At 58.9% G+C, this 17,833-nt stretch carries 16 protein-coding genes and 1 tRNA gene; 9 read left to right on the top strand and 8 right to left on the bottom strand.

Annotated features, from left to right (window positions below):
• Positions 1 to 216: 216 nt before the first annotated feature.
• From ACVWXW_RS07490 to ACVWXW_RS07480, 3 genes are all read left to right on the top strand, one after another.
• Entirely contained in the window at positions 217 to 1,410 is a 1,194-nt protein-coding gene (locus ACVWXW_RS07490) for an RNA-guided endonuclease InsQ/TnpB family protein (RefSeq protein ID WP_457403392.1), read from the top strand.
• Positions 1,411 to 1,656: 246 nt separating this feature from the next.
• Positions 1,657 to 3,084: a folate/biopterin family MFS transporter gene (locus ACVWXW_RS07485; protein WP_457403391.1), complete on the top strand. Its 1,428-nt coding sequence runs from the start codon at positions 1,657 to 1,659 to the stop codon at positions 3,082 to 3,084.
• A gap of 117 nt (positions 3,085 to 3,201) precedes the next feature.
• Positions 3,202 to 3,657: a DUF6679 family protein gene (locus tag ACVWXW_RS07480; protein ID WP_011432782.1), complete on the top strand. Its 456-nt coding sequence runs from the start codon at positions 3,202 to 3,204 to the stop codon at positions 3,655 to 3,657.
• A gap of 151 nt (positions 3,658 to 3,808) precedes the next feature.
• Here the strand turns inward: ACVWXW_RS07480 and ACVWXW_RS07475 are convergent, their stop codons facing one another.
• Positions 3,809 to 4,561: a segregation/condensation protein A gene (locus ACVWXW_RS07475; RefSeq protein WP_414349871.1), complete on the bottom strand. Its 753-nt coding sequence runs from the start codon at positions 4,559 to 4,561 to the stop codon at positions 3,809 to 3,811.
• A 156-nt stretch (positions 4,562 to 4,717) separates the two neighbouring features.
• On the opposite strand from ACVWXW_RS07475, the gene ACVWXW_RS07470 reads away from it, so the two are divergent.
• The 3 genes from ACVWXW_RS07470 to ACVWXW_RS07460 all read left to right on the top strand — a co-directional run bounded on the left by ACVWXW_RS07470 (position 4,718) and on the right by ACVWXW_RS07460 (position 6,413).
• Positions 4,718 to 4,789 (top strand) — tRNA-Val (locus ACVWXW_RS07470).
• A 299-nt stretch (positions 4,790 to 5,088) separates the two neighbouring features.
• Positions 5,089 to 5,529: a hypothetical protein gene (locus ACVWXW_RS07465; protein ID WP_238376922.1), complete on the top strand. Its 441-nt coding sequence runs from the start codon at positions 5,089 to 5,091 to the stop codon at positions 5,527 to 5,529.
• Entirely contained in the window at positions 5,517 to 6,413 is an 897-nt protein-coding gene (locus tag ACVWXW_RS07460; RefSeq protein ID WP_011432786.1) for a sulfatase-like hydrolase/transferase, read from the top strand. The genes ACVWXW_RS07465 and ACVWXW_RS07460 overlap by 13 nt, the downstream gene beginning before the upstream one ends.
• Positions 6,414 to 6,566: 153 nt before the next feature.
• Here the strand turns inward: ACVWXW_RS07460 and ACVWXW_RS07455 are convergent, their stop codons facing one another.
• From ACVWXW_RS07455 to ACVWXW_RS07440, 4 genes are all read right to left on the bottom strand, one after another.
• Positions 6,567 to 7,715, bottom strand: coding sequence for an AI-2E family transporter (locus ACVWXW_RS07455; protein ID WP_414341734.1), 1,149 nt, complete (start codon positions 7,713 to 7,715; stop codon positions 6,567 to 6,569).
• A gap of 32 nt (positions 7,716 to 7,747) precedes the next feature.
• Positions 7,748 to 8,524, bottom strand: coding sequence for an enoyl-ACP reductase FabI (gene fabI, locus ACVWXW_RS07450; RefSeq protein ID WP_011432788.1), 777 nt, complete (start codon positions 8,522 to 8,524; stop codon positions 7,748 to 7,750).
• 219 nt (positions 8,525 to 8,743) lie between these two features.
• Positions 8,744 to 10,549 (bottom strand): aspartate--tRNA ligase, encoded by a 1,806-nt coding sequence (aspS, locus tag ACVWXW_RS07445; protein WP_457403390.1) that lies wholly within the window; start codon positions 10,547 to 10,549, stop codon positions 8,744 to 8,746.
• A gap of 72 nt (positions 10,550 to 10,621) precedes the next feature.
• The gene (locus tag ACVWXW_RS07440) at positions 10,622 to 11,587 is read right to left on the bottom strand and encodes a metal ABC transporter solute-binding protein, Zn/Mn family (RefSeq protein ID WP_457403389.1); all 966 of its coding nucleotides are present in this window, start codon (positions 11,585 to 11,587) and stop codon (positions 10,622 to 10,624) included.
• 59 nt (positions 11,588 to 11,646) lie between these two features.
• Here ACVWXW_RS07440 and ACVWXW_RS07435 point away from each other — a divergent pair, with 59 nt between their 5' ends.
• Together ACVWXW_RS07435 and ACVWXW_RS07430 are read left to right on the top strand one after the other, a co-directional pair.
• Entirely contained in the window at positions 11,647 to 12,408 is a 762-nt protein-coding gene (locus tag ACVWXW_RS07435; protein ID WP_414381929.1) for a metal ABC transporter ATP-binding protein, read from the top strand.
• A 292-nt stretch (positions 12,409 to 12,700) separates the two neighbouring features.
• Positions 12,701 to 13,534 carry a metal ABC transporter permease gene (locus ACVWXW_RS07430; protein WP_011432792.1) on the top strand — a complete coding sequence of 278 codons (834 nt, stop codon included), beginning with the start codon at positions 12,701 to 12,703 and terminating at the stop codon, positions 13,532 to 13,534.
• 68 nt (positions 13,535 to 13,602) lie between these two features.
• Here ACVWXW_RS07430 and ACVWXW_RS07425 read toward each other — a convergent pair whose 3' ends face one another.
• The 3 genes from ACVWXW_RS07425 to ACVWXW_RS07415 all read right to left on the bottom strand — a co-directional run bounded on the left by ACVWXW_RS07425 (position 13,603) and on the right by ACVWXW_RS07415 (position 15,854).
• Positions 13,603 to 13,890, bottom strand: a complete 288-nt coding sequence (locus tag ACVWXW_RS07425) for an RNA recognition motif domain-containing protein (protein ID WP_414329140.1) — start codon at positions 13,888 to 13,890, stop codon at positions 13,603 to 13,605.
• A gap of 195 nt (positions 13,891 to 14,085) precedes the next feature.
• Positions 14,086 to 14,868, bottom strand: a complete 783-nt coding sequence (rsmG, locus tag ACVWXW_RS07420) for a 16S rRNA (guanine(527)-N(7))-methyltransferase RsmG (RefSeq protein ID WP_457403388.1) — start codon at positions 14,866 to 14,868, stop codon at positions 14,086 to 14,088.
• Positions 14,865 to 15,854 (bottom strand): hypothetical protein, encoded by a 990-nt coding sequence (locus ACVWXW_RS07415; protein ID WP_457403387.1) that lies wholly within the window; start codon positions 15,852 to 15,854, stop codon positions 14,865 to 14,867. The genes rsmG and ACVWXW_RS07415 overlap by 4 nt, the downstream gene beginning before the upstream one ends.
• Positions 15,855 to 16,274: 420 nt before the next feature.
• Here ACVWXW_RS07415 and guaA point away from each other — a divergent pair, with 420 nt between their 5' ends.
• Entirely contained in the window at positions 16,275 to 17,825 is a 1,551-nt protein-coding gene (gene guaA / locus ACVWXW_RS07410) for a glutamine-hydrolyzing GMP synthase (RefSeq protein ID WP_457403415.1), read from the top strand.
• Positions 17,826 to 17,833: the final 8 nt, after the last annotated feature.

Genomic DNA, 17,833 nt, shown 5'->3' with positions numbered 1-17,833 from the left:
ACTGCCCTGCCTGCTGCTGCAGTTGCGGGTTCAGGTGCCGCCGAGGTGGGGTTGGGCCGGTCAACATGGGACGAAAGCATGCTGGACTTCTTGGGATCCCCGCCCTTGGCTGGATGGCATAGCACCCGGGGATCAGCTAGAAATCGCAGGAGCCCCGCACTGTACCCGTAGGGTCAGTGTCGGGAGGAATGCGCTTTGATGAAGTACAATGAACTTATGAGCCAAATCCTGACCATCTCCTGCAAGCTCAAGGTGTCCCCGTCGCAAGCCGCTAAATTGGACGTGACGATGGATGCCTTTATGCAGGCACTGAACTGGGTCAACCAGAACACGCCGGAGAAGATCGTCAATGCGGTCAAACTGCAATCCCTTTGCTACTACGAGATTCGCGCCCGATTCGGCTTGTCCAGTAACTTGGCCCAGCAGGTCTGCAGACGGGTGGCCGGCGCCCGCAAAGTGGCGAGACAGCGCAACCGTCCAGTTAAAGAGTTCAAGCGTAGGTTCGCTACCTACGACGCTCGTATCTTCTCGTTCCGCGAGAAAGACTGGACGGTGTCGCTGACCACGGTGGAGGGTCGGGAGCGCTTTGAGCTGTCCATCGGCAACTACCAGCGTGGGATACTGGCGGGTTCCAACCCAAAAGCCGCCACGCTGGTCAAGCGGAAAGACGGCTCCTACTACATCCAGATTTGCGTAGAGGAAAAAACACCCAAGCAACAAGATACCGACAAGGTGATCGGGGTGGACTTGGGGAGGACAGATATTGCCCATACATCGGAAGGAGATAACTGGAATGGACAGCAGTTGAACAGAGTCCGCGACCACTACTCCCGGTTGAGGGCGGTACTCCAACGCAAAGCCAGTAAGGGCACCCGCAGTTCGCGGCGCAGATGCAGAGAACTGTTGCAACGGCTGTCTGGCAAGGAGAGACGCTTTCAAGTGTGGGTCAATCATCGCATCTCCAAAGCTATTGTCTCCAGGGCAAAAGCTACCAACAGCGCTATTGCTCTGGAAGACCTGACAGGGATCCGGGAAAGGGTCAATCAACAGCCACGCAGCAAAGCCGAGCGGCGTAGGACCAACAGTTGGGCGTTCTACCAACTACGTCAGTTTCTGGAGTACAAGGCGAGGGTTGCAGGGGTTTCTCTGATTCTTGTTCCGCCTGCCTACACGTCGCAGACCTGCCACCGGTGTTTGCACATCCATCCCGACCCTGCGCAATCCTACCGCAGTGGTAAGTCGTTCAAGTGTGGGCACTGTGGATGGGAAGGGGATGCGGATTTGAATGGTGCGAATGTGATTGCGCTCTTGGGGGCTGTCGTAAACCAGCCTAGAGGTCCGGGCTTGTTTTGTTCTCTGGTAGAGCAGAGCAGGCTCAGGGCTACTGAAAGCCCGCTCCGTACCGCTTAGCGGTCGGAGCCGGGTAGTTTACCTTTCGACCTCATTTCGACCTCATTATTACCTCATTATTTTGTAGATTTTGTAGCTCGGCTGGGTTGAGCAGAAAGAGCGCTGGGAAGCGCAACCCGTCCAAGGAGGTCGGAGCCGGAAGCCAGTTGGACAGGTTAAGGTGAAGAGACTGTTAAGATTCTTATGGTTTTGCTGTTGCCAAGGCAACACCGCACCAACTAACATCTCGCTACACTGCGACCGCTCATGATTCATCCTCTGCTGCAACGGCTGCACCAATCCACCCTGACCCCGCTGCGGGATATCCACTGGACGCCGGAATTGTTCGGAATCCTCTTGGTGTACTTTGTGCAGGGGGCGGTGGGGCTGGCACGGCTGGCCACCAGCTTTTACCTGAAGGATAGCTTGGGCCTCAGCCCGTCTCAGGTGGCGGCGTTGATGGGCGTTGCCATGAGCCCCTGGATCCTCAAGCCCCTCTACGGCCTGCTGTCGGATACCGTACCGGTGGCGGGCTATCGGCGTCGTCCCTACCTCTTGTTGTCAGGGCTTCTGGGGTGTGGGGCTTGGCTGGGGATGGCCCTGTGGGCACCGACGGCTGGTCTGGCCACCCTGTGGATGGTTTTGGGATCCCTGGCGGTGGCGGTAGGGGATGTAATCGTAGATTCGCTGGTGGTGGAGCGGGTACACGGCAGTGACTGGGCGGGGACGGGCACGCTGCAATCTTTGACTTGGGGGGCAACGGCCTTGGGATCCCTGCTCACCGCCTATTTGGGAGGAGCGCTCTTGGCCCATTATCCGCCGCAGGTGGTGTTTGGGCTGACGGCCTTTTTGCCGTTGTTCATCGCTCTGGCAGCTTGGGTTATCGCCGATCAACCGGTGGTGTTGTCTCAGGGCTGGGATCCCTTGCAACAACAGGTGGGGCAGGTGTGGCGGGCGCTGCGGCAACCCAGCATTTTGCTGCCGGTGCTGTTTGTGTTCGTTTGGCAGGCCACTCCCAGCGCCGATGCGGCTCTTTTTTACTTTGTCACCAACGATCTCGGCTTTGGGCCGGAATTTTTGGGTCAGGTGCGCTTGGTTACCAGCATCGCCAGTTTGCTGGGGGTAGGGATCTTCCAGGTGTACCTGCGGCGGATCCCACTGCGGCCCCTGTTCGGCTGGATGACCGTGATCTCGGCAGGGTTGGGCCTGACCAGCCTCATCTTGGTCTATCACCTCAACCGGGATTGGGGTATCGACGATCATTGGTTTAGCTTGGGGGACAGCCTGGTGCTGACGGTGGCAGGACAAATTGCCTTTATGCCAGTGCTGGTCTTGGCCGCCCGCCTCTGCCCCCCTGGGATCGAGGCCACCCTCTTTGCTCTGCTGATGTCGGCCTTTAATTTGGCGGGGTTTCTCTCCCAAGAGCTGGGATCCCTGCTGATGCATGGGCTGGGGGTAACGGAGACCGATTTCAGCCGGCTGGGGCTGCTGCTGATCCTGACCAACCTTTCCACCCTCTTGCCCCTGCCGTTTTTGGGCTGGCTGCCGGAAGAGAGCATGACCCTTGGCGGAGCAGAACTTGAGGCGGAAGCCCATGCCTCTCTGGAATCCTTTCTGCGGGATGTGCAGGCAGAAGAAGCGGAGACAGCCTTGGCGATGGAAGGGGTCTCTCTGGCCGAAACCGACCCAACCTAAAGAGACTCTATCTGGCCTCGGGAAAGGCATACAGCCTCGGTGTCCAGCCGCTAAGATGGAGGGATGAGCTGGGTAGCCCCCACAACTCACTCGGATCTTTCACTTCAGGAGGGGACCGTGCTTCATCGTAGGATCTATCAACTCAGCCGCGAAGGCAAGGATGTGTGGATCTATCTGCGGGATCAGGGACGCTGGCTGGAACGGGCCAAGATCCTCGATATCGAAGGGGACACCATCCTAGTTCGCTACGAGACAGAAGATGAGGAGGAGATCTGCTCCTGGGAGGAGATGATTCGCCTGGAAAGCATTGGAGCTGTTGCTCAGCGCCTTTCCACCATTCCCAAGGGGATGCTCAGCACGTCAGATTTGCTCACCTCAGAAGACTGCCCTCCGGCTGAATTGCTGCATCCGCCACTGTTGCCTACCGAAGGAGAAGATCATCCCAGCAGCGAGCGCCTCGTGGAGGATTACTACCTGGATCGGGAGGCTCCTGCCGAGCTGCCGGTGCGCTCCAGTGGGGAAGATCTCAAACGGGCGGATCGTGCCCGGCACGATGCTGAAGGCACGGATTGAGTTCTCCGTTTGCCAGAGCGGCGCAGAAGAGCGCTTGACATCCTCAGGTTCAGACGCCAGCTCAGAAGCCTAGAGGTGGATGGCCCGGCCACGGCCAGAAAAGTTCTCTAGAGTTCACCTTGGCAGATGAAGGGGATCCCAAGGGCGGGATTTACTTTGCCAGGCCCTCAGTTGTGCAGGGTCGGATGGTCAGTGGGCCGTAGAACTCCTCTTGGCACAGCTCCACCTGAGAGCGGGCAGCCATTAGCAGCAATGACCAGAAGACTTGAATGGGGTGAATGGTCCCGCTGCTGCCGTTTTGATAGCTTTTTTGGCAAAAGTGTTGCTGGAGATCGACAAAGCTGATCTGGGTCAGACCCTGCTGCCAAAGCTGAGCCAGCAGAGATTCTAGCTCGGCGGTGGTTTCCAAAAGGTTTTCCGGGTGGGCTAGCTGAGTGATGGCCGACAGCGCTTGCTGGCGAGAAATCCGTTGGGCCAGCGGCTTTGGGGCAGCTTCGGGCTGGTGTTCCAGCAGGGTTTCCAGCTCTTGCAGGTGGGCGATGAGTTCTTTGAGGGTGATGGGCCGGGTACGTTGAAGACGGGGTGCTGCCCTGGGTTGCAACACGCGATCCAAGTGCGCCAAAGACCAGCTTGGCCAGGGATCCACTTCTACCTCCACCGGGCTGGGCTCACTTTCTTCTGCTTCCGGTTCTGCCAAAGCCATCGCCTTAAGATAGACCAACATGGCAGCGTGGAGCAGGGCTTGTCCCGACTCAGACAGGTCATGGCTGCTGCTGGTGGGAGCCATACGGGCCAGAAAGCGATCGATAACCTCGATGACCTGCACATCCCAGGGATCGATCTCGCCTCGTTCTGCCAAATCAATGAGCAGAGCAATTGCCTCTTCGGTCGGTGAGTAGGCCATAGCACCCCACAGCTCCCTGACCCTTACTGTAGCCCTCAGGCCGGATCCCGGCTATCTCTAGCCATCTCCCATGCCGATCCGAATCCTCTGGCTCAATCGCTGACGTGGTAATATAGAGATCCTGCTCTAGTCGATAGCTGCTAGAGTGGTATCTGCGGGCGGTTAGCACAGTGGTAGCGCACTTCCTTCACACGGAAGGGGTCACAAGTTCGAATCTTGTACCGCCCATACCCGCAAACCTGCTCCTGCAGCGAGCTTCAACAGTCCAAGTCCTTCTCCTGGAGGAGAGATACAGGCGGCTAGAAACGACTTTTTCCGCCCCGGGGTCTCCCTGAAGCGCGCCTTAGGGAGAGGGCTAATGGCTGTTGAGAACAACTCCGCTTGAGCTTCCAGCGTCTTTGCTGCCAGGCCAGTGGAGAAAGGGAAGAATGGTAGCCTAATCAAAGGGTAGGGTTGAGGCCATGCAAGAATTTCGTCCCGCTAACGCGATCAGAAACCTTCGCTTCATACTCCTGGGCTTGTGGATCTTGAGCCTGCTCGTTCTCCTCATCCAAAACTGGGGATCCCCGGCAAGGGTTGTGGTGGGTGGGCAATCGGGATCCCCGCTTCCTCTATCGTTGGTGCTATTGGCCTCTTATGGGGCAGGGATGGGGCTGGGATTTTTGTATGTAGGCTCCTGGCGATTGCACGACCGGGTGTTCCAGCGACAGGCCATCCGTAAGTTAACTCAGTTGAGCGACCGAGTTCGCTTTTTGGAAGCCCAGCTGATTCCCCCCGACCACTATTTGCCCCAAGATCTGCCGGAGTACGAGCCGGATCCCCAAGCAGGCCGCTATTCCTATTCCAATATCCCGCCGGAACGCATTCGCGATCCCGCTCCTGAGGACGACGATGCGGCAGCAGCTCCCAACTGGCGGATTGTCCAGCGGCCCTACGCCGACGAGGAGGAGGAAGGATGGGATTCCTAAACTGGTGGAAATCGTCTGCCGCTCCTGCGTCTGAGCCCGACCCCCGCCCTGAACCGCGGGGACAGAACAACTATCTGCTCATCGTCCTAGACAGTTGCCGCTTCGACAGCCTGCTGGCGGCCAACCCCAAGCACTTGCTGAAGTTGGGCCCTCTGGAAAAGCGCTGGAGCTACGCTTCCTGGACGGCCCCTGCCCATTACAACCTGCTCATGGGCCTGCTGCCCCACACCAGCCCCATCCACGTTTTTGCGTCCGAGCACTACAAGCAAGATTATCTGCGCTACAACGAGCGGCTCGGCACCCGGCAACCCATTGAGTTCAAGCATCTGCTGCCTCATCTCTATTTGCCGACGCTGCTGAAGCATCAACTGGGCTACACCACCCACGCCATGGTCTCCATGCCGGTGCTCAACCCCAGCACGCTGCTGAATCGGGATTTCGATTCCTACCGCCTCATGCCCCAGCACAACGATATGGCGGCCATGGTGGAACAGTTGCGCTTCGAGCCGGATCGCCCCAGCTTTTACCTGTTAAACGTGGGCGAAACTCACTATCCCTACGCGCTGCCCGATGAGGATCCCAGCTTGTGGCCCCGCATCTCGGGGGTGAATGGGGTGTTGAAGCGGCTGGATGAAGGAGAAGAGGACGGGATCCCCTTTTTCGATTCGGCCCAGTTGGAAGAGCTACGGCAGCGACAGATCCAGGCGGTGCGCTACCTGGATGGGATCTTTGAACAGCTGTTCGACCTGGTTCCCAAAAACACCTACATCACGGTTACAGCCGATCACGGCGAACTGTTTGGGGAGGGAGGCTACTTCGGCCACGGCCCTATCCACCACGAAAAAGTGCTGGAGGTGCCTTTTATCGAGGGCAAGATTCGCTAGGATGAGGCCCTCACCCCCAGCCCCTCTCCCTGAGGACAAGGGTGGCCATCGATAGCCCAGCAACTGGGCTTACCAGGATTGAGCCTCTGTTTGCCTGCCGGTTAACGCGATCGCCTGAATCGCATGGGCAGAGCCTCTTCCCTTTTGGAGCAGCTAGATCTGCTGGGTCTCCGGCTTGGGCAGGGTAGGATCCCGGCGGGGTTCGCCGTTGGCGCTACTCGGACGGAGCCCTTGCGGGGATCCTTTTACACCGGAACCCAACCCATCTTCGGCGGCCAGGTCGGCAGAGCGGGCGATCTCGTAAAGGCTTTTCACCACACTGCTGAGGGGAATGGCGACGATCACGCCCAGGATGCCCCCCAGTTGCGCCCCCACCAACAGGGCAATCAAGATCCACACTGGATTTAGCCCGATCAGCTCTCCCATCAGGCGGGGGGCGATGACCCGATCCTTCACCTGCTGCACGATCAGGGAAACCAGCACCACTTTAAGGCTGAGCCAAATGTCCTGAAAGGCCAGCAACACCGCCGCCGCCCCAATGCCAATCACCCCCCCCACCAGGGGGATGACCTCCAGCAGGCCGATCAGCAGGCCAAACAGGAGCCCGAAAGGTACCCGCAAAAACCCAAAAACCGGCACCAGCATCAAGGCCATGATGAACCCCAACACCAACTGGCTGATGAGGAAGTTCTGAAAGCTGAGGGCTAGGGCTTCGCCAATGCGCGGCCCCCAAGGTTTGGGGAAGAGGCTGAGCAACCCCTGCCAGAACTGGCCCCCGTAGAGCAGCATGTAGAGGGCCAACACCAGCACCAGCACCAAGTCGATCACCTGGTTGAACGTACCCAGAAGGAGATCCAGGGATTGGCCGGCAATTTTCTCGGCGCTGGCCTGCAGGCGGTTGAGAAGGGTATTGACCAGCTCCGTCTGGCCAAGGTTGATGTTGCGCTCGGCGGCCCAAAGGCTAATCTGGTCGAGCCAATTTTGTAAGGTGTCCACCCACTCTGGGATCCGCGCCCCCAGCTGCACCACTTGCTTGGCCAAGACCGGCACCACGGCGATCCCCACCAAGACCAGCAGCACCACCGAGAGAGCAAAGACCAGGGTGACCGCCAAACCTCGACTGACCCGATAGCGCCGCAGCACCTGCACCGGGTAGTTGAGCAAAAAGGCCAGCACCGCCGCTGTCAGGATGGTGGTGAGCAAATGCCCAAACAGCCGACCCACCTGTATGGCCAGCCAGCCGCTGATGACGATCAAGATCCAGGTGAGCAGCAACCGCTGCAAGGGTGAGAAGCGATTCATGCCGGAGCCATCCCCAAGGGATCCCAAAGCGCTTAAAAACCCAGGATGCTATACCCACTATCCACGTAGATCACCTGGCCGGTAATGCCGCTGGCCAGGTCGCTGGCCAGAAAAGCCGCCACATTGCCCACCTCTATTTGAGTGACATTGCGCCGTAGGGGAGCTTTCTCCTCCACAGCATGCAGCATGGCATGAAAATCGGAAATGGCCGATGAGGCCAAGGTGCGGATTGGGCCGGCAGAAATGGCGTTCACCCGGATCCCGGCAGGGCCCAGCTCGGCAGCCAGGTAGCGGACACAGGTTTCCAGGCCCGCTTTGGTGACGGCAGCCATGTTGTAGTTGGGCACCACTCGCACTCCTCCCAAGTAGGTCAAGGTGAGGACACTGCTGCCGGATCTCAGTAGGGGCTTGGCAGCCCGGCAGAGGGCAATCAGGGAGTAGGTGCTCACATCCATGGCCAGGGCAAACCCCTCCCGCGAGATATCGCTGAAGTTGCCGCTCAGCTCCTCTTTTTTGACATAGGCCAGGCAGTGAACCAGAATATCGACCTGACCCCATTTTTCGGTTACCCCCTGAAACAGATCGCTGATCTGCTGATCGCTTTGCACGTCGCAGGGGAGGAGAAAATCTGGCTGCAAGGGATCCGTGAGTTGCTGAACTTTGGTTTTGAAGCGATCCCGCTCGTCCGGCAGATAGGTAACCCCTAGGCTGGCCCCCGCTTTGTGCAGTTGCTGAGCAATGCCCCAGGCAATGGAGCGCTCGTTGGCAATGCCGGTTACCAAGGCTTTCTTTCCCGTCAGCTGTAGCATGGCAAAAAAAGTAGGGGTGTATTCCTTTCTATCCTCCCACAGGTGGGAGCTGGGGCTGGGAGAAGGGATCCCAGGCACTCCTGAACTCCCGTTAAAAAGGCCCGGCTTCCACAATGAAAGTCCTTTTGGTTGAAAAGGAATATTGTCTGCTGGATCTCCGCAGCCCTGTTACCCGTGCCGAAATCATCGAGCACCCGTGGTCGTTGGAAGATACCTCCCTCAACCGGGCTGATAGGTGGAAGCAACGTGCAGTTCCTTGAGCTGCTTCGCCTCAACGCTGGAAGGAGCGCCGGTGAGCAAACATCGCGCCTGCTGGGTTTTGGGAAAGGCGATGACATCCCGGATGGAATCTTCCCCGGCCAGCAACATCACCAGCCGATCCAGGCCGTAGGCAATGCCGCCGTGGGGCGGGGTGCCATACTCAAAGGCTTCCAACAAAAAGCCAAACTTGTCCCGCGCCTGTTCGGGGGTGAGGCCAATCGCTTGAAAAACCTGCTCCTGAATTTCCCGCTGGTAAATCCGCAGGGATCCCCCTCCTACTTCCACGCCGTTCCACACCAGGTCATAAGCCTGGGCCCGCGCCGTTTTCAGGTCGGCCAAGTCGTCGGGGTGGGGGGCGGTAAAGGGGTGGTGCAGGGCTTCCAGGCGATTTTCTTCGGCGTTGAACTCAAACATGGGAAAGTCGGTGATCCAGAGGAGATTCAAGGCGTTCTCTGGGATCAAACCCAGCTCCTGGCCCAGGTGCAGCCGCAGCCGGCCCAAAGACTCGTTCACCACTGCCGCCGGCCCTGCCCCAAACAGCAACAGATCCCCTGGCTTGGCCTGGGTGAGATCCAGCAACCGCTTCTCCTGCTCGGGGCTCAAGCTCTCTTTCAGGGCGCCGATGGTATCGAGGCTGTCGGGCCGCACCCGGATAAAGGCCAAGCCGCCCGCCCCATACTGGGTGACCAGCTTGAACAGATCCCCGCCTGGTTTGATGCGGGTGTTGGAGATCTTTTCATCGCCGCCGGGCACTGGCAGGATTTTGATCAAACCGCCCTCAGCCAGCACTTTGGCGAAGACTTTGAATCGGGATCCCTGAAACACCTCCGAAACATCCACCAACTCCATCCCAAAGCGGGTGTCAGGCTTGTCGGAGCCGTAGCGGGCCATGGCCTCGGCATAGGTCAGGCGCGGGAAGGGACGGGGCAGGTGGATCCCTTTGACAGTTTTGAAGATATGGCAGATCAGTCGCTCGTTGAGCTCCAGGATCCCTTCTTGATCCATGAAGCTCATCTCCATGTCCAACTGGGTGAACTCCGGCTGCCGATCCGCCCGCAGATCCTCATCCCGAAAGCAGCGGGCGATCTGGTAGTAGCGATCCACGCCAGCCACCATCAGCAGCTGCTTAAAGAGCTGGGGCGACTGCGGCAGGGCAAACCACTCGCCGGGGTTGACGCGGCTGGGCACCAGGTAGTCTCTGGCCCCTTCTGGGGTGGAGCGGGTGAGGATGGGGGTCTCCACCTCAATGAAGCCCTCTTCATCCTCTAGGAAACGGCGGATGGCCTGGATGACCCGGTGGCGCAGTTGCAGGTTACGGGACATGCGCTCCCGCCGCAAATCCAGGTAGCGATAGCGCAGGCGGATCTCTTCTCGCACTTCCTCTGCTTCTTCTCCCGAGACGCTGAAGGGGAGCTGCTTGCCGACTGGACTGAGCACTTCCAACTGTTCGGCGTAGATCTCGACCTCGCCGGTGGCCAGGCGAGGGTTGAAGGAGTCGGGGGGCCGTTGCTGGACAGTTCCCGTTACCCGCACCACATATTCGTTGCGCACTTCCCCCGCCAGTGGATATGACTGCGGAGTTTTCTGCGGATCCGCCACCAGTTGCACAATGCCAGAGCGATCCCGCAAATCCAGAAAGATCACCCCCCCGTGGTCGCGGCGGCGGTCGATCCAGCCGTAGAGGGTGACGGTCTGGCCAATGTGGGCCGGGCGGACTTCGCCACAGTAGAGGGTGCGGGCCGGGCGATGGATGGCAGCAGGCATGGAAGAGGTGAGAGAACAAGGGTCTGAGCCCCTATCATACAAAACTCAGACCTCCTGCCTCGACTCAGCTTCTCAAGAGCATTCAGGGGATCCGCCCAGGGCTACCACAATCGTGCAGGTGTTGAGGCGCATCATGGCGATGTAGGTTTCAGCACCGCTGCCTGCTTCCCCCAAAGAATCGGAGTACAGCTCCTGTTCCGCTACCTTGACTCCCGCTTCAGCGGCCACCGTTTGGATCAGGGCCGGGTTGAGGGTGGTCTCGGCAAAGACAGCCGGCACCTGTAGAGCGCGGATCTCGGCCACCAACCGGGCCACTGTCTGGGCGCTGGGCTGTTCTTCGGTGCTGATCCCCAGCAGGGATCCCCCCATTTTCAGGCCGTAGGCTTGGGTGTAGTAGGCAAAGGCATCGTGAGTGGTCACCAAAACCCGGTTGGGAGGGGGGATGGTCTGAATTTGCTCCCCAATCCAGGCATGAAGCTCCTCCAGCTCTGCTCGATAGGCAGCAGCATTGGTTTGGAAGAAGGTCGCCTCGCCAGGCACCTGTTCCGCCAGCTCTTGGGCAATGCGCTCCACCATGAGGATGACGTTTTCCACATTGCCCCACACGTGGGGGTCGGGAGTGGGGATCCCATCCTCCTCATTAGTGACGATGGGATCGAGGATCTCGGCCAAGGCAACCCGCCGCGCTCCTTGGGCCGTGGCTTCGATGAGACGCATCAACCCCGGCTCCAGGTTGTAGCCATTCCAGAACACCAAGTCTGCCTGCTCTAGGGCCACCCCATCCGCCGGCGTTGGCTCGTAGACATGGGGATCCATCCCCGGCTGCAGCAGGCTGGTGAGCTGGATGCGATCTTGGCCCACCTGCTCTACCCAATCGGCGATCAGTGTGGTGGTGGCCACAACGCGGGAACGCGCCCATCCCGAACCGGCCAAGGCCAGAAAACTGCCGTTCCCGTCAGCGAGACAGAGTCCTATTGCCAAGCCGAAGGCTGCTACCCAACGGCGCCGCCCCCAAAGGAAGACAAGACTTTTGTTCATCGTTTCATGGTTTAGATGTCCCTTTAGGGTACACTGGACTTACCGAAAATGAAAGCAAAATGAAAAAGCAATCTGCTCCTCTCCCTCTTCGCCCGGCCAGGGGATCCCTGGTGGTGCGGGATCTGACGGTGCGTTACGGCAGCCTGCAGGTGCTGCAAGGGATCCAGGCTGAAATCGCGCCGGGGCGCATCACGGGCATCCTCGGGCCCAACGGGGCCGGCAAAAGCACCTTTCTCAAGGGGCTGTTGGGGTTGGTGCCGCTGGAACGGGGGGAAGTGCGCTACGGCGGACAAGCGCTGCGGGGAGAGCAAGTGGCCTATGTACCCCAGCGCTCGGCCATCGACTGGTCGTTTCCCGCCACGGTGTGGGATGTGGTGTTGATGGGGCAGGTGAGAGCTGCTGGCTGGTTTCGCCGCATCGGGAAAAAGGGGCAGCAGCGGGCTGCTCAAGCCCTGGAGCGGGTGGGGATGGGGGCCTACCGGGATCGCCCCATTGGAAAGCTGTCGGGGGGACAACAGCAGCGGGTGTTCCTGGCGCGGGCCTTGGCGCAAGAAGCGGAGATCTACGCCCTTGACGAACCCTTTGCCGGGATCGACCAGCCCAGCGAAGCTATTTTGTTCCAGGTGTTGCGGGAGCTGGCAGATGCCGGCCACATCGTGATGGTGGTGCACCACGATTTGGGGCAGGCCCGGGCCTACTTCGACGAAGTGCTCCTCCTCAACCGTGTCTTAATTGCCCAGGGATCCCCGCGGGAGGTGTTGCAGCCAGCGGTGTTGCAGCGGGCCTATGGCCGAGCCCTGCTGCTGGACTCAGCTGCCTAGGGAGCATGCCTCTAACCCCCAAAACCCTGAACTTTGCTGAATTTACTGAGCTTTAGGCGGTTTGGCAAAAGTCATTGAGAGGGATATAGTAGACCAAGTTTCCCCCTGATCCTTGAGTCCACCGCAACGGTTGCCGGGAAGTGAAGGGGGAAAGCGCTCGGGGGGTATTCCTCAGGGCTTTGCGGGATACCGCCTTCCTGCTCAGAGATAGGCAGGATGCGATCGCTTCTTTCCTGAACCATGTTCAGGAGAGTTCAGCGTGAATGTATCAGAGTTTGAGGTCAACAACGTTATGGAATGGCTCTGGCACAGCCTGGCGGATCCCTTGAGTTTTGCCTTCATGCAACGGGCTCTGCTGGTGGCGGTGGCCGTCGGCATTCTCTGTGCCGTGGTGGGCAGCTATCTGCTGGTGCAAAGCTTGGCCCTCCTGGGGGATGCCATCAGCCATTCGCTGCTGCCGGGCCTGGCCATTGCCTACATGCTGGGCCTCAACCTGTTTGTGGGAGCCTTTGTGGCCGGTCTCCTCAGCGCCCTCTTAATTCAATGGATCCGCTCCGCCAGCCCCCTCAAGCCGGATGCAGCCATGGGGATCGTCTTTTCGGCCTTTTTTGCCTTGGGGATCCTGTTGATCACTTTGATCCAACGGCGGGCTCGCATCGATCTCAACCACTTCCTCTTCGGCAACCTCCTGGGGGTGAATGCTGTCGATGTGCTGACAGTGGTGGGCATCACCCTTTTGGTGTTGGGGTTAGTGGCCCTCTTCTTCAAGGAATTGACCTTTTACAGCTTCGATCCCTTGGGGGCCAAAGCAGCCGGCCTGCCCACCGAGCGGCTGGGGTGGGGGCTGATGGTGCTCACTTCCCTGACGTTGGTGGCCAGCATGAAGGCAGTGGGCGTGCTCTTAGTGTTGGCCATGCTGATCACGCCAGCGGCAACCGCCTATCTGGTGGTGCCTCGATTGCACCAGGTGATGCTGTTGGGATCCCTATTTGGGGTGAGCGCCAGCCTGCTGGGGATGTACGCCAGCTACTACCTCAACGTCGCCTCCGGCCCAGCCATCGTCCTGGTGGCCTCCGCCTGGTTTAGCCTGGCCTTTCTGGGCAGAGTGTTCTCAGGAACGCGCTAGAAACCAGGGATCGCGGGTTGGGATCCCTGGCTCAAACCTCATCTGAGAAAGGGTAGATGCATGTTAACTCAAAAGCGGGAAGAGCGGCCATCCCGACTGCCGCCTGCACCGGCCTGCCGAGGCAACGCCTTGTTGACCCTCAAATCCCGGCCCATCCAAGTAGCGCCATCCAGCTCGTCGATGGCTTTTTGCTCATCAGCTTCGTTTTCCAGCTCCACAAAGGCAAAGCCCCGTTTACGGCCAGTCTCCCGATCCACTGGCAGCTTAATTTGCTTAACGGTGCCGTATTCGGCGAACACAAGTCGCAGGTCTTCTTCGCTGGCCTTGAAGGACAAATTACCCACAAAAATGGTCATGGTGTAGCAAACTCCGAACCTTACCCTTTAGCGTTCAGTTCGGAGGCTCACCTGGTTAAACCATTCGCTCAATCCGAACCTCATGCCAACCACATCTTAGTCTTCCCAATGGCATTTGCAAAGCCATCCTTCCAGCTTTTTGTCCGAGAATTGGGAGAACTTTTGTAGCAAGATGGAAACTCAGGATCCTAACCTTCATGGGCGATTACTTTGGCCCAAGGGTTGGCGTTTGGGAGTGCCGGGAGAGCGGGGATAAGGAGGCGGCGTGGGGGCTACTTTCTCCAGCAGTAGGCAGTGGCGCACCCCACGGCTGTGGGGTGTGGTGAAGGCTTCTACATGGATCAGTTTTCCGCCCAGGATCTTGAGGGCCCGCTCCAAAGTTTGGGCTTCTGCCTCGGTCCAATGGCCGCGATAGAGGATGGCGCGTCCCCCCACCTTGAGCAGTGGCAGACAATACTCGGCGCAGATCTCCGCCGAGGCCAGGGCCCTGGCCAGAGCGACATCATAGCTGCCCCGTTCCTGCCGGATTTGTCCCCAGATTTCGGCCCGCTGAGCCACTGCCCGCGCTTGGGTGAGGGAGAGCCTTTGCAAGGTGTCCTGTACAAAGGCAATCTTGCGTTGGGTGCTGTCCAGCAGGGTAAAGCGGGTTTGGGGCAGGGCAATTTGGGCCGGGATCCCTGGAAACCCTGCCCCGGTGCCGATGTCGATCCCCCGCCAGGGCTGAGCTTGGATTGCCTCCCAGGATCCCAGCAGGCGTAGGCCCCGCAGCGAATCCCACAGGTGTTTCTCCCAAAAGTCGATGGGATCGGTGATGCGGGTCAGGTTCTGGGTTCGGTTTCCGGCCATCACCAGCGGATAGAGCTGTTGCAGTTGTTGCTGCTGCTGTTCAGAAGGCTGCCAACCCAGCTCCGCCAGCCAGCTTTCCCACAGCGTCTTGAGCTGTGGGGGCTCAGAGGAAGAAGCGTCAGCCTTCTTCATCCCAGGGATCCCAGTTTCAATCCAGCGGGGATGGCTCTGTCGGCCCAGCCTTTCAGCTCTTGGGTCAAGCCCTGCAAAGAACGGTCGGTGCCCAGCAGCTCTTGGTTTAAGCAAACCAACTCCTGCAAATCCAGCTCCTGACAGCTGGCCCAATCTTCCGCCAGCAAGTTAATCGGCTGCGGCTGAGCCTGAAGCAACTGATGAGAGGCCAACTCCAGCTCTACATTCAAAAGCACCTGCTCCAACCGCTCTACCCGCTCCTGCATTTGCGCCAGCAGGGCTGCCAACTGCTGACAGCAATGGTGAACCCGCTGAGCATAGACCTTAAGCGGCAGGGTCAGCGGCAGCAACGACTCAGACAACAGTTGAATCAGGTGCTGGGCCTCCAGTTCTTCCAGTTGCAGGTCTTGCCAAATGGCGTGGTAAAGATGAAGCGAGCGACGACAGGCTTCCAGGCGCTGGTAGCAGGGCTGTAATACAGAACCGCGCAGCTCCTGCAGATAGTCGGCCCACAGTTGCCCAGCCTCTACTACCCAACCTGTCTGAAAAAAACTCCACCCCTGGGCCAACAGCCAACTGATCAACAGGCCCGCCAACAATTGGTTTTTTTGTCGCAACAGGAAAGGCGAAAGGTGCTCTCCCCAAACGGCTAACCCCAGCCAGATCAGGGCAGCCAAAGCCAAGTGGGGCAAGCTGATCATCTCGGCCAACAGCTGGGCAGACCAGCGCTGGCGCAGCATCCAGATCACCCCGGCGCCCAAGCTGTACAGCCCTCCCCCCAACAGCGGGATCAACACCAGCCACAGGGGTTGTCCCCTCCACAGGTGCGATAGTGACCCATCTTCGCCCAGCGCATCCCAACTGAGCAAGTACAAAGCCAGCAGAGCCAAAACCACGACCCAGCCCTGCTGTCGCTTGAGACGGCGGGCTAGAAGACGACGGCGGCGGCGCAGATAGGTTTGAAAGGACTCGGCAACAATCGACATAAAAAAATGGCACTGCGGATCCCTACCAATACCCCCACCGGCCTGGAGCGCTCCTTCACGATCATAAGTCTTAACTTTGCTAGGTCATCTGGCTTCTGTATTGCGTTGTTGGCGGGAGTCATGCCCAGCCGGTGGCCAGCTTTTTCAGGGGCTCATCAGGCGGTTTTTCGGCGAGACTCCTCCGAGAAGCGCTGTTTTCTCGGCAAGCCTGACAGAGGCTTTTTAGAGCAGGCAGCCGCGTGCAAGCTCTCCACCCCTGTTACCATGGAAGAGCCCTTAATGTTTCTTTCGTATCCATCGTATCCATAGCCAAGCTAGTCTCTTGGACCGGCTTTTTTATTGTGCACTGTGCCAGGTTTTGTGATCCCTTCTGCATCTCCTCCCAGTTCCGGCCTTTCCCCCCTCGAAGTGCAGCGCCAGATGATCGTCATTCTCGATTTTGGATCCCAGTACTCTGAGCTGATTGCCCGCCGCATTCGCGAAACCCACGTCTATTCGGAAATCCTTTCCTATCGCACCACTGCTGAGCAACTGCGGCAACTGCAACCGCAGGGCATTATCCTCTCCGGGGGCCCCAACTCGGTGTATGAGCCAGCCGCTCCGGTGTGTGACTCTGAGATTTGGAACCTGGGGATCCCGGTTCTGGGGGTGTGCTACGGCATGCAACTCATGGTGCAACAGTTGGGGGGCAAGGTGGAGGCAGCCCAGAAGGGGGAATATGGCCGTGCCGCTCTGCACATTTTGGATCCCACCGACCTGCTCACCAACCTGCCGGAAAACAGCATCATGTGGATGAGCCACGGGGATTCGGTTACCGAACTGCCGCCGGGCTTTCACACCTTGGCCTCTACCGACAACACCCCCTGTGCCGCCATTGCCGATCCAAGGCGTCGTCTCTACGGGGTGCAATTTCATCCGGAGGTGGCCCACTCAGAGGCTGGCGCCTTTCTCATCCGCAACTTTGTCTATCACATCTGCGGTTGCGAGCCCACCTGGACAACGGCAGCTTTTCTGGAGGAAGCCATTCGAGAGGTACGTGCCCGTGTGGGCAATAAGAAGGTGCTGTTGGCCCTCTCGGGGGGGGTAGACAGCTCTACTTTGGCTTTTCTGCTGCACAAGGCCATCGGCGACCAGCTCACCTGCGTGTTCATCGACCAAGGGTTTATGCGCAAGGAAGAGCCCCAGCGGCTGCTGCGCCTTTTCCAAGAGCAATTTCACATTCCCGTCCACTACGTGGATGGCCAGGAGCGGTTTCTCCGGCAGTTGCAGGGGGTTACCGATCCCGAAGAAAAACGCAAACGAATTGGGGCAGAGTTTATTCGCGTGTTTGAGGAAGAATCCCAGCGGCTGGGTCCTTTTGAGTACTTAGCCCAAGGCACTCTCTACCCAGACGTGATCGAGTCTGCCAATACCCATGTGGATCCGGTTACTGGAGAACGCATTGCCGTCAAGATCAAAAGCCATCACAATGTCGGCGGCTTGCCCGAAAATCTGCGCTTTAAGCTGGTGGAGCCTTTGCGCAAGCTCTTCAAAGACGAGGTGCGGCAACTGGCCCGCTCTTTGGGGCTGCCGGAAGAAATTGTTGGCCGCCATCCTTTTCCCGGGCCGGGGCTGGCCATCCGCATTGTGGGCGAAGTCACCAAAGAACGGCTGGAAACCCTGCGAGAAGCGGACATGATCGTGCGGCAGGAGATCAACCGCTCCGGCTACTATCCCAAACTTTGGCAAGCCTTTGCCGTGCTGCTGCCGGAAGTGCGGTCGGTGGGGGTGATGGGGGACAAGCGCACCTATGCCTGCCCGGTGGTGGTGCGACTGGTTACCAGCGAAGACGGTATGACCGCCGATTGGGCGCGGGTTCCCTACGATCTCTTGGCCACCATTTCCAACCGCATCGTCAACGAGGTGCCCGGCATCAACCGCGTGGTTTACGACATCACCTCCAAGCCCCCTGGCACCATCGAGTGGGAGTAGGCGGGATC

It is taken from the genome of Thermostichus sp. MS-CIW-30, assembly GCF_054058015.1.
This window is presented reverse-complemented; position numbering and strand designations above follow the sequence as displayed.